We start from the raw sequence: 13,710 nt of genomic DNA, 5'->3' as shown, positions 1-13,710 counted from the left end.
GCAAAGAGGCGCACCCGTTACGGGGTCAAACGGGCGTGAGGATCATTTCCGTCGCTTGTGTTCGTCCAGACGCGGAAAAATTTCGACAAAGTTGCAGGGCATGTGGCGATAGTCGAGCTGATATTGCAGGATCTCGTCCCAGGCATCCTTGCAGGCCCCGGTCGACCCGGGCAACGCGAACAGGTAGGTGCCGTTGGCGACACCGCCGGTCGCGCGCGACTGCACGGCGCTGGTGCCGATCTTTTTCATGCTGACGATGGTGAAGACGGTGGCGAAGGCCTCGATTTCCTTCTCGTAGACATCGCGGTGGGCCTCGACCGTCACATCGCGGCCGGTCAGCCCGGTGCCGCCGGTCGAGATGATCACGTCGATCTCGGGATCGAGGCTCCAGGCGCGCAACTGGTCGGCGATCTGGCCGCGCTCATCGGGCAGGATCATGCGGTCGGCCAGCAGGTGCCCCGCCGCCTCCAGGCGCGCGACGAGGGTATCGCCGGACCGATCCTCGGCCAGCGTGCGGCTGTCGGAGACCGTCAGCACCGCAATGCGGACGGGAATGAAATCCCGAGTCTCGTCGATCTTGCCCATGTCTTGCCCCTAGTCCGTTTCGATCCAGTTCACCGTCGGCCCCAGGTTCCAGACCTCGGTTTTGCCGATCCAGCCGCGCTCGCCCCACGAGTCGTGGATATGGCCGCACAGGTTCCAGTGCGGCTGCACCCGCTCCACCGCCTTGCGGATCGCGGTCGAGCCGAGCGAGACGCCGCCGGTCATCCGGTCGGCCACGCCCTTGGGCGGCGAATGGGTGATCAGGATATCGGCGGCCTCGCAAGCCGCCAGCATCGCCGCCGCGTCAACCTCGGTCAGGTCGCAGGACCAGTCTCCGAACGGCGTCACCGGCACGCCGTAGCCCAGCCCGAACAGGCGCAGCCCCTCGATCTCGACCCCGGCGCCATGCAACACGTGCGCGCGGGCGGGCGCAGCGGCGTTGAGTTCGTCGATGCTTTCGCTGTTGCCCGGCACCATCACGAAGGGCGCGGCGATCCCCGACAGCATCGCCATCGCCTCGTCCAGCCCCTTGCGCATGGTGCAGAAATCGCCCGCCCCGATCACTAGGTCGGCACTGGCGCTGGCCGCGACCAGATCGGCGGCGCGGCCCCGGGCCAGATGCAGATCGGAAAACGCCAGTATTCTCATGCCTCGCCCCTGAGTTTCGCGCGGATGTCCAGAAGGTCGGCCCAGGCCTCGCGCTTGGCCGCCGGGTTGCGCAAGAGATAGGCCGGGTGGGTCATCGGCATCGCCGGCTTGCCCATCGCCTCGGCCCAGGTGCCGCGCATCCTGAGAATACCTCGCCGACCCAGCAGCGCCGAACACGGCGTGTTGCCCATCAGGATCAGCACATCGGGGTCGGCAAGCTGGATGTGACGCTCCAGAAACGGCGTCAGCATGGCCATTTCCTCTGGCGTCGGCTCGCGGTTCTGCGGCGGACGCCAGGGCAAAAGGTTGGTGATATAGACCGCCGCCTCGGCATCCGGGCTGGCGCGCGACAGGCCGATTGCCGCCAGCATCCGGTCGAGAAGCTGCCCGGCGCGCCCGACGAAGGGCTTGCCTTCGATATCCTCATCGCGCCCCGGCGCCTCGCCCACGATCATCACCCGCGCCGCCGGGTTGCCATCGGCGAACACGAAATTGCGCGCACCTTTCTTCAGCTCGCAGCCGTCGAAGGCCGCCATGCTCTCGGCCAGTTCGCCCAGGCTCTGCGCCGCCGCCGCGCGCTGCTTGGCCTCGGCAACAGGATCGACGCGCACCTGGGGCACCGGGTCAGGGGCGGGCGCAGCCTCGGCTCGTCTCGGTTTGGGCGCGGTCTCGGCGAGGTTGTAACGGTTGACGGGCTCATCCCCGATCGCGTCCACCGCGCCGAGTTCGATATACCATTCCAGAAGCGCCTTGGCGCCGTGCCAGTCCAGCGTCGATTCCATGACCCCCAAGCTATGGCGCGCCGCGACCCGGGGCAATGGCGGGCGGTGCGCGCAGGCTCTTGCGCCCCGACGCGCCTTGCCCGAACCGCCCGCGCTTCTTATACACCGGGAAAACGAGGGCCCGCACATGAGCTTCCGTCACCGCCATCTTCTGGGGATCGAGCCGCTTCACCCCACGGAAATCACCACCATTCTCGATCTGGCCGACCGCTATGCCGATCTGAACCGTTCGGCCCTGAAACGCGCCAACGCGCTGGAGGGGCTGACCCAGATCAACATGTTCTTCGAGGCCTCGACCCGCACCCAGGCGAGTTTCGAGATCGCGGGCAAGCGCCTTGGTGCCGACGTGATGAACATGGCGATGCAGGCATCCTCGATCAAAAAGGGCGAAACCCTGATCGACACGGCGATGACCCTGAACGCCATGCACCCCGACCTTCTGGTCGTGCGTCATCCAAGCTCGGGGGCGGTCAACCTGTTGGCTGACAAGGTGAATTGCGCGGTGCTGAACGCCGGCGACGGCCGCCACGAGCACCCGACACAGGCCTTGCTCGACGCGCTGACGATCCGGCGCGAGAAGGGCCGGCTACACCGGCTGACCATCGCGATCTGCGGCGACATCGCGCACAGCCGGGTGGCGCGCTCGAACCTGATCCTTCTGGGCAAGATGGAAAACCGCGTGCGCCTTGTCGGCCCGCCGACGCTGATGCCGTCGCAGATCGACCAGTTCGGTGTCGAGGTGTTCGACGACATGCGCGCGGGGCTTGAGGGCGCGGATGTGGTAATGATGCTCAGGCTGCAACGCGAACGAATGGACGGCGGCTTCATCCCGTCGGAGCGGGAATACTACCACCGCTTCGGGCTGGACGCGGAAAAGCTGTCCTATGCGAAAGACGACGCCATCGTGATGCACCCCGGCCCGATGAATCGTGGCGTCGAGATCGACGGAACCCTGGCCGACGACATCAATCGCTCGGTGATCCAGGAACAGGTCGAGATGGGCGTGGCGGTGCGCATGGCGGCGATGGACCTGCTGGCGCGCAACCTGCGCGCGGCCCGGACGGACAAAGGAGTCATGGCATGACCGACCCGATGCAATTTCCCGAACGCGCCGATACCCGCGCGGTGTGGCTGTTCACCGCCGACCTGCCCATCGAGGCGCTCGACGAGTTCAAGGCCCGCACCGAAGCAGGCTGGCCGCTGGGCGAGGCCCTGGGCGCCGACTGGCTGAACCCGGATTTCGTCGAGGTCTTCGCCCCCGCGGATATCGCCGAATACGGCCTTGCGCGTTACCTGACCGAGGCCAACGGCATGGACCCCGACCAGGTCGCCGCCGACACCGAAAAGCTCGGCGCGCTCAGCAAACCGGTGGTGCTGGTCTATTCGCAGGCCCTGTCCGGCAGGCAGGGCCGGTTTGACCCCAAGCCGCCGCTGACCTTCGTTGGCCGCTACGAGGCACCCTATTCCCTCACCCCGGCAATCCCCCTGCCGGGTTTCGAAAGCACCTCCGGCATCGTCACCGGCCCGTCCGGGCCGTCGTCCTACACCCCCGCGATGCGGCGCGCGCTGATCCTGACCGTGCTCGGGCTGGCGCTGCTGGCAATCCTCGTCTGGGGGCTTGCATGACCGCGACTGCGCCGCCGCTCGCCGAGGGCGAAACCCTGATCGCCAGTTTCACCGGCAGCCGCGCGACCTACATCAAGGAACACGTGATGCTGGCGGCCATCGGCTCGGTCGGGGCGGTGGCGATCCTGATGGCGATCGGCAACCCCCACCCCTGGACCGGCGTGGTCGGCGCGGTCCTGGCGATCGCGGTGCGCGGTGTCTATGTGGCGTCAGAGCAGATCGGCATGACCTGGCACCTGACCGACCGGCGGCTGATCTCGCCCGCCGGGGTGAGCCTTGCGCGCGGCGACATCGTCAAGGTGCGCACGATCTTCTCGGCGGCCCAGGTGGTGACGCGCGCGGGCGACAAGTTCATGCTCAAGTATCAGGCCGACCCGGCCGGAACCAAGGCGGTCATCGAAGGGGCGACGGCATGAGCACGGCACCGGCGGGCTGGGACGGCATCCTCGACGAGGGCGAGCGGATCGTCTGGCAGGGGCGCCCCGACCCTTCGTTCCATCTCAGTATCGGCACGGTCTTCATCGCCGTGTTCGGGCTGTTCTTCGCGGGCTTTGCGCTGTTCTGGATGGTGATGGCATCGCGCGCGGGCGGCGTGTTCTGGATGTTCGGGCTGATCCATTTCTCGGCCGGTGTCGGGATCATCTTCTTCGGCACCTACTGGGACACGCTGCGCCGGCGCGGCACCTGGTACACGCTGACCGACCGGCGCGCCTTCATCGCCACCAACCTGCCCTTCAAGGGCAAACGGCTGCAAAGCTATCCGATCACCGCGGAAACCGCGCTCGACTTCACCGCCGGGCCATGGGCCACGATCCATTTCGCCCGCGAGGAACGGCGCGGCAACAAGGGGCGCCGCTATACCGTGCCGGTCGGGTTCGAGCGGATCGCGGATGGCGACGCCGTCTACCGGCTGTTTCGCAAGGTGCAGGAAGGATCGGCGGCATGACCACGACATTCACCAACGCCCGCCTGATCGACCCGGAAACCGGGGCCGAGACACGCGGCAGCCTGACGGTCCGCGATGGCGTGATCGCCGGGCGCGACCTTGCGCCCGAAGGCGAGGTGATCGACTGCGCCGGCAAGTGCCTTGCGCCGGGGATCGTCGATATCGGCGTCAAGATCGGCGAGCCGGGCGAGCGTCACAAGGAAAGCTTTCGCACCGCCGGGGCCGCGGCGGCGGCGGGCGGTGTCACCACGATGGTCACCCGCCCCGACACCACGCCCGCCATCGACACGCCCGAGACGCTGCAATTCGTCACCCGCCGGGCGCGCGAACTGACGCCGGTGCGCATCCACACCATGGCGGCGCTGACCAAGGGCCGCGCCGGGCACGAGATGGTCGAGATCGGCTTTCTGATGGACGCGGGCGCGGTTGCCTTCACCGATTGCGACCGGGTGATCGCCGACACCAAGGTGTTTTCGCGCGCGCTGACCTATGCCCGCAGCCTCGGCGCGCTGGTCATCGCGCATCCGCAGGAACCGGGGCTGAGCAACGGTGCCGCCGTGACCTCGGGCAAGTTCGCCACGCTGCGCGGCCTGCCCGCCGTGTCGCCGATGGCCGAGCGCATGGGGCTGGAGCGTGACCTGGCGCTGGTCGAGATGACCGGCGCGCGCTACCACGCCGACAACCTGTCCGCAGCCGTGTCGCTGGGACCGCTCGAGCGCGCCAAGGCCGCCGGGCTGGATGTGACCGCAGGCATCAACATCCACCACCTGACGCTGAACGAGCTGGACGTGGGCGACTACCGCACCTTCTTCAAGTTGAAGCCGCCGCTCAGGTCCGAGGACGACCGCCTTGCGATGGTCGAGGCGGTGGCGTCCGGCCTGATCGACATCATCAGTTCAATGCACACGCCGCAGGACGAAGAAACCAAGCGCCTGCCGTTCGAAGAGGCCGCTTCGGGCGCTGTGGCGCTGGAAACGCTGCTGCCCGCCGCGATGCGGCTGGTTCACGCGGGCGCGGTCGATCTGCCGACGCTGTGGCGGGCGCTGTCGACCAACCCGGCGCGGCGGTTCGGCCTGCCCGGCGGATCGCTGGCAGATGGCGCTCCTGCCGACCTGGTGCTGTTCGACCCCGACGCACCGTTCGTTCTGAACCGCTTCAAGCTGCGCTCGAAATCCAAGAACACGCCGTTCGACGAAGCCCGGATGGAGGGCAAGGTTTTGGGCACATGGGTGGGCGGCGAGCGCGTGTTCGGCCCGTGACCGGCCAGCGCACTTCCCCATAAAGCCCCCTTTCCCCTTACCCGAACCACCGCGCCGCGAGATAGAACATCATGCCCGACCTCGTCACCTCCCTGCCCCTTCTCGCCCTGACCGCGGTGCTCGGCTACCTGCTTGGGTCGGTGCCCTTCGGAATCGTCTTTGCGCGGCTGTTCGGGCTGGGCGATCTGCGCAAGATCGGGTCGGGCAACATCGGGGCAACCAACGTGCTGCGCACCGGCAACAAACCGGCGGCGGCCCTGACCCTGATCGGTGACGTCGGCAAGGGCGCCTTCGCGGTCATCCTTGCCCGGACCCTGCTGGCCGAGGATGCGGCACAACTGGCAGGTTTCGCGGCCTATCTCGGGCATTGCTTTCCGGTCTATCTCGGCTTCAAGGGCGGCAAGGGGGTGGCGACCTGGCTGGGCACGGTTCTGGCGATCGCCTGGCCGGTCGGGCTGGCGGCTGCCCTGACCTGGCTGGCGGTTGCGGCGCTGTTTCGCATCTCCTCGCTGGCCGGTCTGGCGGCAGCGGCGCTGACCCCGGTCTGGGCCTTTGCGCTGGGATATCCCGGCGTTCTTATCCTGACAATTGCGCTGGCGGTGCTGATCTTCATCCGCCACCACCAGAACATCGCCCGGCTGCTCACGGGGCACGAGCCGAAAATCGGCAAGAAGTGAGGGTGGTCCGCTATCCGCCGGCCGGAAACCATTGATTCAGGGCCGAAAACAGCGCACCATCTGATTGGGGATGCCAACCATGGGAGGAGACGGAATTGACGTTCGGACAATCAATCAGAACCTGTTTATCAAAGTATGCCACCTTTTCCGGTCGCGCGCAGCGGTCCGAATTCTGGTGGTTCATCCTCTTCGTCTGGCTGGTCAGCATCGCGCTGTCGATTGTCGATTCGACACTGTTCGGCACCACCGTTGTGACCGACACCGGCTTTTCGGCCTCGACCAACACGCCGATCTTCAGCGGCATCTTCTCGCTGGCGATGCTGCTTCCGAACCTCGCGGTCGGCGCGCGGCGTCTGCATGACACCAACCGCTCGGGCTGGTGGCTGCTGATCGGGCTGATCCCGCTGATCGGCTTCATCGTGCTGATCGTCTTCTTCGCGACCCAGGGCACACGCGGCGCGAACCGGTTCGGCCCCGATCCGCTGGGCCATGCCGGGCCGGGGGACGGTGACGGCGGCGATTTCAGCCGCTCGCGCGTGCCGCCGGTCTCGGGTCACTGATCCCCGGTGCGAGATCAGGCAAGGCGGCCCATGCCGCCTTGCCGACCTTTCAATAGCTGTATTCGGCGTAGACCCGGCTCACATCACCGTTCCAGTCGCCGTGGTAATGTTCGAGCAATTCGTCGGCCAGCGTCTTTCCGTCCTCGACGCTGTCCTCCAGCGTGTTGAGGAAATGCCGCTCATCCGGCACCATGCCGCTGAATCCGGGCTTGGCCCGGCGCCTCAGCCCGGCGCGTGAGATGTCGAGCACGTTTTCGGCCAGCACCCGCATGTTGATCTTGCCGACCTGGGCATCCAGCGCGTCGACACTGGCGGCCACGCGCAGCGCCTCGCGGGTTTCGGCATCCCAGCCCTTGACCAGATCCCAGGCGGCGTCCAGCGCCTCCTGGTCATACATCAGGCCGACCCAGAAGGCCGGCAGCGCACAGATCCTCCGCCACGGACCGCCATCGGCGCCGCGCATTTCCATAAACTTCTTGATACGCACCTCGGGGAAGATCGTGGTCAGATGATCTGCCCAATCCGACAACGTCGGCACTTCGCCCGGCAGCGCCGGCAGTTTGCCCACCATGAAGTCGCGGAACGACTGGCCCAACGCGTCGATATACTTGCCGTCGCGATAGACGAAATACATCGGCACATCGAGTGCGTAATCGACATAGCGCTGGAACCCCATCCCCTCTTCGAACACGAAAGGCAGCATCCCGGTTCGCGCCGGATCGAGATCGCGCCAGATGCGCGAGCGCCAGGATTTGTGGCCGTTGGGCTTGCCTTCGAGGAACGGCGAACTGGCGAACAACGCCGTCGCCACCGGCTGCAGCGCCAGCCCGACGCGGAACTTCTTCACCATGTCCGTCTCGGAGGCGAAATCGAGGTTCACCTGCACCGTGCAGGTGCGATACATCATCTGCTTGCCGAGGTTTCCGACCGTGTCCATGTAGTCGGTCATCAGCCGGTAACGGCCCTTGGGCATCATCGGCATGTCTTCGTGCGTCCACTCGGGCGCTGCCCCCAGCCCGATGAACCGCGCGCCGATCCGGTCGGCGACCGAGCGCACTTCGCGCAGGTGCTCGTTCACCTCGTCGCAGGTCTGGTGGATCGAGCCCAGGGGTGCGCCGGACAGTTCCAACTGCCCGCCCGGCTCCAGGCTGATGTTGGCGCCTTTCAGCTCCAGCCCGATGATATGCTCGCCTTCGTAGATCGGGTTCCAGCCATAGGTGTCGCGCAACCCCTCAAGCATCGCCTTGATCGAGCGCGGCCCGTCATAGGGCAAGGGCATCAGCGTGTCCTTGCAGTAGCCGAACTTCTCGTGCTCGGTGCCGATGCGCCAGTCTTCCTTGGGCTTGCACCCGCTTTCGAGATACTCGGCCAGTTGTTCGGGCCGTTCGATCGGGCCGCCGCCGGATTGTGGGATCGACATGTCTGTTCCTTCGCTACGTCTGGGGATCGTTGGTGGGCCAATGCGCCGGGCGTGTCAATGCAGCCGCGGGCGCGGCTTGGACCAGATCACGACGGTGCGATCCGGCCGGGTGCGGCTGGCGCGGATCGCCGCCTCGATGTCGACACCCGGAAGCGCTGTGAGCGCGTCGAACAGCGCCTCGGTCCCTTCCGCCGCCGCCGGGATCGTCAAAAGCTCCATGCCGGAGCGAAACCGCCAGACCGGCAGGCCCGATCGGTCGGGCGCAATGGCCACCTCGGTCAGTGCCTCGATCGAGGCAAAGCCGCCGCCCACCGGCGCGAGATAGGCGATCTGGCGTTCATCGACCGCGACCACGCCGACCCCGCCATGACCGCCGCGAAACCGCGCCCGCTGGATGCCGGTCCAGACCGCCGCGCCGCCGAAGATGGCCAGAACCCAGCCGATCCAGCGGATCAGGCCCAGCGAGGTCAGCCCCCACCACAGGCCCAGCGCCAGCACGAACCCGGCCGCGATCACGCCGCGCCAGCGTTTCAGCCCGGCGATGGCTTCGGGTCGGATGAAGCTCATGGTGCCCTCCCGAGTGTCACCGGAGATGTCAGGATCGCCAGGGTGTAGCGCCCGATCCGTTCAAAGCCGATGGCCTCATAGGCGCGGCAGGCCGCCGGGCCGGAGGCAAACAGGATCGCGGTCCTGACCCCGCCTTGCCGCACTTCGTGCAGGTGCAAGGCGACGGCACGGCGCGCGTGGCCGCGCCCGCGCAGGTCGGGCGGGGTGAACACGCCGCCGATCTGCACCATGTCCGCCGCGCGCGCGTTCAGGGCCGTCATCGCCACCGGCGTTCCGTCGATGATCAGCAGGCGCGCATCGCCCGAGGCGATGGCCCGGTCGGTTCGCCCGTGGGCTTCCTCGTCGAGCATCCGGGCCGAACTCATATGGAGTTCGGCGGAATAGGCGCGGGTCCAGCGAAACAGGAGATCGCGGTCGGTGGTGTCCGGTTTTCGCAACTTTCCCGGCCCTTCTGGAACCGTCAGCGTTGCAAGGTCGAGGCGATAGAGCGGTTCGGGGTCGTCGAGGCTGTAAGCCGCCCGGCGCAGACCCAGGACATCTTTCGCACGCTCCACCTGAGCCGCCTCGCCGGCGATGCCGGAAACGGCCCGCCCCGCCAGCGCCCGCACCAGGCCCGACCAGTCGTCATCGGTCGCATGCGGGGCCTGGCACAGCACAAAGCCCGCGTTGGACAGGCCGAACACGCCGCTGATGCCGTTCGCCGTTTCGAGCACATGAAAGGCGGTTCCGGTCGGGCTGACCCGGTCGAACAGGCCGAGGTGTTCGAGATTGGCGCGCAGGAACATGCTGGTCTCGGCTTGGGCGGCAAGAAAGGCCTCTATCGCCGGTTCATCACCCGCGCGGGCGGCACGCAGCATCACCAGTCCCCCATCGTGGTTTGCCACAGGGTCAGCGCCGCCACCGCCGCGGTATCGGCGCGCAGGATGCGCGGGCCGAGGCTGACCGGATGGGCGTTCGGCATGGCGCGCAGGCGCTCGCGCTCACGCCCGGAAAAGCCGCCTTCGGGACCGATCAGGATCGCCCATTTTCCATCATGCACAGCCAGTCCCCGCGACGCGCCGGCCAGCCCCTCGTCACAGAACATGATGTGCCGGTCCTCGGGCCAGTCCTCCAGCAACCGGTCGAACGTGAGCGGTTCGGCCACCTCCGGCACGAAGGTGCCGCCGCATTGCTCGGCGGCCTCGACCGCGTGGGCTTGCAGCCGGTCGACCCGGACCCGTTCGGAATTGGTGTATTCGGTCAGCACCGGTACGATCCGCGCCGCACCCATTTCGGCGGCCTTCTCGACGATGAAATCGGTGCGTGCCTTCTTGATCGGGGCGAACATCAGCCAAAGGTCGGGCGGATCGAGCTGCGGTGCCGCCTGCCCGAGACAGACCAGCCGCCCGGCGCGCTTGCCGGCCTCGGCCACCTCGGCGGTCCACTCGCCCTCATGCCCGTTGAACAGCGCCACGCACGCGCCGGGTTTCAGCCGCATCACCCCGAAAAGGTAGTGCGCCTGGTCGCGGTTCAGATCGACGGATTGCCCCTGACCCAAGGGCGCGTCTACAAAGAGGCGGATTTTTGCGCGGTCCATCATGGGGGCAAACTATGGCGGCACAACCGGGGATGCCAGAGGCGAAAGGGCAGGTTGCCGACGCGGTGCGGGGCAACTGGGTCGACCGGCTGGCGCCGCTTTGGGCCCGACCCTATCTGCGTCTGTCGCGCGCAGACCGGCCGATCGGCACATGGCTGTTGCTGCTGCCGTGCTGGTGGGGGCTGCTCCTGGGCATCGGCCAGACCAATTCGGCGGGCTGGCAGGATCTGTGGATCTTCGCGGGCTGCGGCATCGGTGCCTGGCTGATGCGCGGCGCGGGCTGCACCTGGAACGACATCACCGACCGCAACATCGACGGCGCGGTCGAGCGCACCCGCTCGCGCCCGATCCCCTCGGGGCAGGTCAGCGTGCGGCAGGCGCTGAGCTATCTCGTGGCGCAGGCGCTTGTCGCCTTCCTGATCCTGATCACCTTCCACCCCAACGCGATCCTGCTGGGGCTGATCGCGCTGGTCCCGGTCGCGATCTACCCGTTCGCCAAGCGGTTCACCTGGTGGCCGCAGGTCTTTCTCGGCATCGCGTTCAACTGGGGCGCGCTTCTCGCCTACACCGCCCATACCGGCGCGCTGGGCTGGCCCGCGGTGGCGCTCTATGCGGCGGGCATGGCCTGGACGCTGTTCTACGACACCATCTATGCGCACCAGGACAAGGAGGACGACGCGCTGATCGGAGTGAAGTCCACCGCGCGCCTGTTCGGCGACCGCACCGTGCCGTGGCTGCGCGGGTTCCTTGTGGCGACGGTCCTTTTGATGACGCTGGCGATCGTGCTGGCCTTTACCCCCGACCGCTCGGTGCTGGCGTTGGTGGTGGCGCTGGGCGGGGCGTGGTTCATGGGCTGGCACATGGCCTGGCAGCTCAACCAGCTTGACACCGAGGCGCCGGAAACCTGCCTGCGCCTGTTTCGCTCCAACCGCGATGCCGGGTTGATCCCTGTGCTGTTTCTTGCCGCTGCCGCGCTCCTTTGATTGCCACCGCTCGGCAACCGCCGTAAGGAAGCGGAGTTTAGGGACAACCCGGGACCATAGCCAAGATGCGCCTGTCCAAGTTCGTGCTGACGCCAGCGATCTTCGTCGTGGCCTTCGGGGTCTCGCTGCTGGCGGCTCTGACCGCTGTGAACGCGATTGAATCGGCGTCGCGGTCAGGCGTGGAACGGGCCTTGCTGCTCGAGGGGCAGGACTGGGCCAAGGTCGAGACCACCGGGCTTCAGGTCATTTTGTCCGGCACCGCCCCGAACGAGACCACCCGGTTCAAGGCCCTGTCGGTCGCCGGCGGCGTGGTCGATTCCGGCCGGGTGATCGACGAGATGGACGTGCCGGCGGCAGAGGCGATCACGCCGCCGCGCTTTTCGGTCGAGATGTTGCGCAACGAAAGCGGCGTGTCGATGATCGGGCTGATCCCCGCCGCGGTCGACCGCGAGGCGCTGGCGGACACGCTGGCCGCGATCGCCGCCAAGACCGATGTGACGGACCTGCTGGAAACCGCCGACTACCCGATGCCCGACCGCTGGACCGAGGCGCTGGACTATGCGCTTGCAGCGCTTGCCACCTTGCCCCGCGCCAAGATCTCGATGGACGCAGAGCGTGTCGAGATCGAGGCGGTGGCGGATTCGCCCGAACAGAAGAAACAGTGGGAACTGGACCTGTCGCGCCGGGCGCCGGGCGGGATGCGGGTGGCGCTGCATATCTCGGCACCGCGTCCGGTCATCACGCCGTTCACGCTGCGTTTTACCCTCGACGCCGCCGGGGCACGCTTCGACGCCTGCACCGCCCATACCGAGCGGGGGCGCGGCACGATCGTGTCGGCGGGGATTGCAGCCGGCGTGTCCGGGCGGCCCGACTGCACCATCGGGCTGGGCGTGCCGTCGCCGCAATGGCCCGACGCGGTGGCGCGCGGCATCCGGGCGGTGTCCGAGCTGGGCGGCGGCTCGCTGACCTTTTCCGACGCCGACGTTACCCTGGTGGCCGCCGCCGATACGCCGCAGGCCCTGTTCGACCGTGTCATCGGCGAGCTTGAGGCCGATCTGCCGGATGTGTTCTCGCTTCATGCCGTGCTGCCCGATCCGGTGTCGATCTCGGGCACCGGCGACAGCGACGGCCCGCCCGAGTTCGTCGCCACCCTCAGCCCCGAGGGGCTGGTGCAACTGCGCGGCCGGATCGCGGACGAGCAGGAGCGCGCCATCACCGAGAGCTTTGCGCGCGCCCATTTCGGGGTCGAGAACGTCTATGCCGCGATGCGCATCGACCCGACCCTGCCGCGCGGCTGGTCGGTGCGCGCACTGGCCGCGGTCGAGGCGTTGTCGCATCTGGCCAACGGCGCCGCCGTGGTGCAGCCCGAGGTCGTGGACCTCAGCGGTGTCACCGGCGACAAGAACGCCAGCGCCGAGATATCGCGCATCCTGTCGGAGAAACTGGGCGAGGCGCAGGATTTCAGGGTGAACGTCACCTACGAAGAACGCTTTGACCCGATCGCCGCTCTGCCCACGCCGGAGGAATGCGTCACCAGCATCAACAAGGTGATGGCGACCGACAAGATCACCTTTCCGCCCGGCTCCGCCGATATCGAGGCCTCTTCGGCCGCGTCGCTGGACGAGATCGCCGGCATCCTGAAAGCTTGCCCCGACGTGGCAATGGAAATCGGCGGATACACCGACAGCCAGGGCCGCGAAGAGATGAACAAGGCCCTGTCGCAACGCCGGGCCGACGCGGTGGTGAACGCGCTTCTGGCGCGCCGGGTGCTGACCTCGAACCTGACCGCGCATGGCTATGGCGAGGAAAACCCGATCGCGGACAACGACACCGAAGAGGGACGCGAGGCCAATCGCCGGATCGAATTCCGGCTGATCGGCACCGGGAACGGGGAACCCGAAGAGGCCGCACCGACCGACACGCCCGAAGAAGGCGAAGTCGGTGACGGCGACACGCCGGACGCAGAAGCCGGCGATGGGGAAGAAACGCCGGACGACACGGCAGCACCGGACGTTGGGGAAGACACGGCGGCCGGTGCAGAGGCGCCGGTTGTGGCGGACCCGGAGCTTGAGGGCAAACGGCCCAAACCGCGCCCGGACAGCGGCGACGACGGCTAGACAAGG

General features: G+C 67.4%; 16 protein-coding genes. 9 read left to right on the top strand and 7 right to left on the bottom strand.

What is annotated here, in order from left to right:
- Nucleotides 1-42: 42 nt before the first annotated feature.
- The 3 genes from moaB to FVF75_RS04820 are packed head-to-tail and all read right to left on the bottom strand — an operon-like array spanning nucleotide 43 to nucleotide 1,973.
- Nucleotides 43-585 carry a molybdenum cofactor biosynthesis protein B gene (gene moaB / locus FVF75_RS04830; RefSeq protein ID WP_148376760.1) on the bottom strand — a complete coding sequence of 181 codons (543 nt, stop codon included), beginning with the start codon at nucleotides 583-585 and terminating at the stop codon, nucleotides 43-45.
- A gap of 9 nt (nucleotides 586-594) precedes the next feature.
- Nucleotides 595-1,191: a metallophosphoesterase family protein gene (locus FVF75_RS04825; protein ID WP_148376758.1), complete on the bottom strand. Its 597-nt coding sequence runs from the start codon at nucleotides 1,189-1,191 to the stop codon at nucleotides 595-597.
- On the bottom strand, nucleotides 1,188-1,973 hold the full coding sequence (locus FVF75_RS04820; protein ID WP_148376756.1) for a uracil-DNA glycosylase: 786 nt from the start codon (nucleotides 1,971-1,973) through the stop codon (nucleotides 1,188-1,190). The genes FVF75_RS04825 and FVF75_RS04820 overlap by 4 nt, the downstream gene beginning before the upstream one ends.
- Before the next feature lie 127 nt (nucleotides 1,974-2,100).
- Here FVF75_RS04820 and FVF75_RS04815 point away from each other — a divergent pair, with 127 nt between their 5' ends.
- The 7 genes from FVF75_RS04815 (at nucleotide 2,101) to FVF75_RS04785 (ending at nucleotide 7,041) form a co-directional block, all read left to right on the top strand.
- Nucleotides 2,101-3,057 carry an aspartate carbamoyltransferase catalytic subunit gene (locus tag FVF75_RS04815; protein ID WP_148376754.1) on the top strand — a complete coding sequence of 319 codons (957 nt, stop codon included), beginning with the start codon at nucleotides 2,101-2,103 and terminating at the stop codon, nucleotides 3,055-3,057.
- Nucleotides 3,054-3,599 carry a hypothetical protein gene (locus FVF75_RS04810; protein ID WP_148376752.1) on the top strand — a complete coding sequence of 182 codons (546 nt, stop codon included), beginning with the start codon at nucleotides 3,054-3,056 and terminating at the stop codon, nucleotides 3,597-3,599. Before FVF75_RS04815 ends, FVF75_RS04810 begins: the two co-directional genes overlap by 4 nt.
- Nucleotides 3,596-4,015 carry a hypothetical protein gene (locus FVF75_RS04805; protein ID WP_148376750.1) on the top strand — a complete coding sequence of 140 codons (420 nt, stop codon included), beginning with the start codon at nucleotides 3,596-3,598 and terminating at the stop codon, nucleotides 4,013-4,015. Before FVF75_RS04810 ends, FVF75_RS04805 begins: the two co-directional genes overlap by 4 nt.
- Entirely contained in the window at nucleotides 4,012-4,545 is a 534-nt protein-coding gene (locus FVF75_RS04800; protein WP_148376748.1) for an aspartate carbamoyltransferase catalytic subunit, read from the top strand. The genes FVF75_RS04805 and FVF75_RS04800 overlap by 4 nt, the downstream gene beginning before the upstream one ends.
- Entirely contained in the window at nucleotides 4,542-5,804 is a 1,263-nt protein-coding gene (gene pyrC, locus FVF75_RS04795) for a dihydroorotase (protein ID WP_148376746.1), read from the top strand. The genes FVF75_RS04800 and pyrC overlap by 4 nt, the downstream gene beginning before the upstream one ends.
- Nucleotides 5,805-5,875: 71 nt before the next feature.
- The gene (gene plsY / locus FVF75_RS04790; RefSeq protein WP_148376744.1) at nucleotides 5,876-6,481 is read left to right on the top strand and encodes a glycerol-3-phosphate 1-O-acyltransferase PlsY; all 606 of its coding nucleotides are present in this window, start codon (nucleotides 5,876-5,878) and stop codon (nucleotides 6,479-6,481) included.
- Between the two features lie 95 nt (nucleotides 6,482-6,576).
- The gene (locus FVF75_RS04785) at nucleotides 6,577-7,041 is read left to right on the top strand and encodes a DUF805 domain-containing protein (protein ID WP_148376742.1); all 465 of its coding nucleotides are present in this window, start codon (nucleotides 6,577-6,579) and stop codon (nucleotides 7,039-7,041) included.
- Nucleotides 7,042-7,090: 49 nt separating this feature from the next.
- Here FVF75_RS04785 and FVF75_RS04780 read toward each other — a convergent pair whose 3' ends face one another.
- From FVF75_RS04780 to FVF75_RS04765, 4 genes are read right to left on the bottom strand one after another with little or no spacing between them, the layout of a single operon-like run.
- Entirely contained in the window at nucleotides 7,091-8,461 is a 1,371-nt protein-coding gene (locus FVF75_RS04780; RefSeq protein ID WP_148376739.1) for a glutamate--cysteine ligase, read from the bottom strand.
- 54 nt (nucleotides 8,462-8,515) lie between these two features.
- Nucleotides 8,516-9,028, bottom strand: a complete 513-nt coding sequence (locus tag FVF75_RS04775) for a hypothetical protein (protein WP_148376737.1) — start codon at nucleotides 9,026-9,028, stop codon at nucleotides 8,516-8,518.
- The gene (locus tag FVF75_RS04770; RefSeq protein WP_148376735.1) at nucleotides 9,025-9,885 is read right to left on the bottom strand and encodes a GNAT family N-acetyltransferase; all 861 of its coding nucleotides are present in this window, start codon (nucleotides 9,883-9,885) and stop codon (nucleotides 9,025-9,027) included. The genes FVF75_RS04775 and FVF75_RS04770 overlap by 4 nt, the downstream gene beginning before the upstream one ends.
- Nucleotides 9,885-10,604, bottom strand: coding sequence for a 16S rRNA (uracil(1498)-N(3))-methyltransferase (locus FVF75_RS04765; RefSeq protein WP_148376734.1), 720 nt, complete (start codon nucleotides 10,602-10,604; stop codon nucleotides 9,885-9,887). The genes FVF75_RS04770 and FVF75_RS04765 overlap by 1 nt, the downstream gene beginning before the upstream one ends.
- A gap of 14 nt (nucleotides 10,605-10,618) precedes the next feature.
- Here FVF75_RS04765 and ubiA point away from each other — a divergent pair, with 14 nt between their 5' ends.
- Nucleotides 10,619-11,587, top strand: coding sequence for a 4-hydroxybenzoate octaprenyltransferase (gene ubiA / locus FVF75_RS04760; protein ID WP_148376732.1), 969 nt, complete (start codon nucleotides 10,619-10,621; stop codon nucleotides 11,585-11,587).
- A 65-nt stretch (nucleotides 11,588-11,652) separates the two neighbouring features.
- Complete coding sequence (locus FVF75_RS04755; protein WP_148376730.1) at nucleotides 11,653-13,704, top strand: OmpA family protein; 2,052 nt, start codon at nucleotides 11,653-11,655, stop codon at nucleotides 13,702-13,704.
- Nucleotides 13,705-13,710 lie beyond the last annotated feature (6 nt).

Origin of the sequence: Maritimibacter fusiformis, from assembly GCF_008086115.1 — a bacterium.
In the GTDB taxonomy this organism is placed as follows: Bacteria; Pseudomonadota; Alphaproteobacteria; order Rhodobacterales; family Rhodobacteraceae; genus Muriiphilus; species Muriiphilus fusiformis.
Note: the sequence above shows the minus strand (reverse complement) of the source record. Positions and strands in the feature narration are given on the sequence as shown.

Coding starts and splice junctions, on each gene's coding strand:
- moaB (WP_148376760.1), bottom strand. CDS start 585: ATGGGCAAGATCGACGAGACTCGGGATTTCATTCCCGTCCGCATTGCG.
- FVF75_RS04825 (WP_148376758.1), bottom strand. CDS start 1,191: ATGAGAATACTGGCGTTTTCCGATCTGCATCTGGCCCGGGGCCGCGCC.
- FVF75_RS04800 (WP_148376748.1), top strand. CDS start 4,012: ATGAGCACGGCACCGGCGGGCTGGGACGGCATCCTCGACGAGGGCGAG.
- FVF75_RS04765 (WP_148376734.1), bottom strand. CDS start 10,604: ATGGACCGCGCAAAAATCCGCCTCTTTGTAGACGCGCCCTTGGGTCAG.
- FVF75_RS04820 (WP_148376756.1), bottom strand. CDS start 1,973: ATGGAATCGACGCTGGACTGGCACGGCGCCAAGGCGCTTCTGGAATGG.
- pyrC (WP_148376746.1), top strand. CDS start 4,542: ATGACCACGACATTCACCAACGCCCGCCTGATCGACCCGGAAACCGGG.
- FVF75_RS04770 (WP_148376735.1), bottom strand. CDS start 9,885: ATGCTGCGTGCCGCCCGCGCGGGTGATGAACCGGCGATAGAGGCCTTT.
- FVF75_RS04780 (WP_148376739.1), bottom strand. CDS start 8,461: ATGTCGATCCCACAATCCGGCGGCGGCCCGATCGAACGGCCCGAACAA.
- FVF75_RS04755 (WP_148376730.1), top strand. CDS start 11,653: ATGCGCCTGTCCAAGTTCGTGCTGACGCCAGCGATCTTCGTCGTGGCC.
- FVF75_RS04810 (WP_148376752.1), top strand. CDS start 3,054: ATGACCGACCCGATGCAATTTCCCGAACGCGCCGATACCCGCGCGGTG.
- ubiA (WP_148376732.1), top strand. CDS start 10,619: ATGGCGGCACAACCGGGGATGCCAGAGGCGAAAGGGCAGGTTGCCGAC.
- FVF75_RS04775 (WP_148376737.1), bottom strand. CDS start 9,028: ATGAGCTTCATCCGACCCGAAGCCATCGCCGGGCTGAAACGCTGGCGC.
- FVF75_RS04815 (WP_148376754.1), top strand. CDS start 2,101: ATGAGCTTCCGTCACCGCCATCTTCTGGGGATCGAGCCGCTTCACCCC.
- FVF75_RS04805 (WP_148376750.1), top strand. CDS start 3,596: ATGACCGCGACTGCGCCGCCGCTCGCCGAGGGCGAAACCCTGATCGCC.
- plsY (WP_148376744.1), top strand. CDS start 5,876: ATGCCCGACCTCGTCACCTCCCTGCCCCTTCTCGCCCTGACCGCGGTG.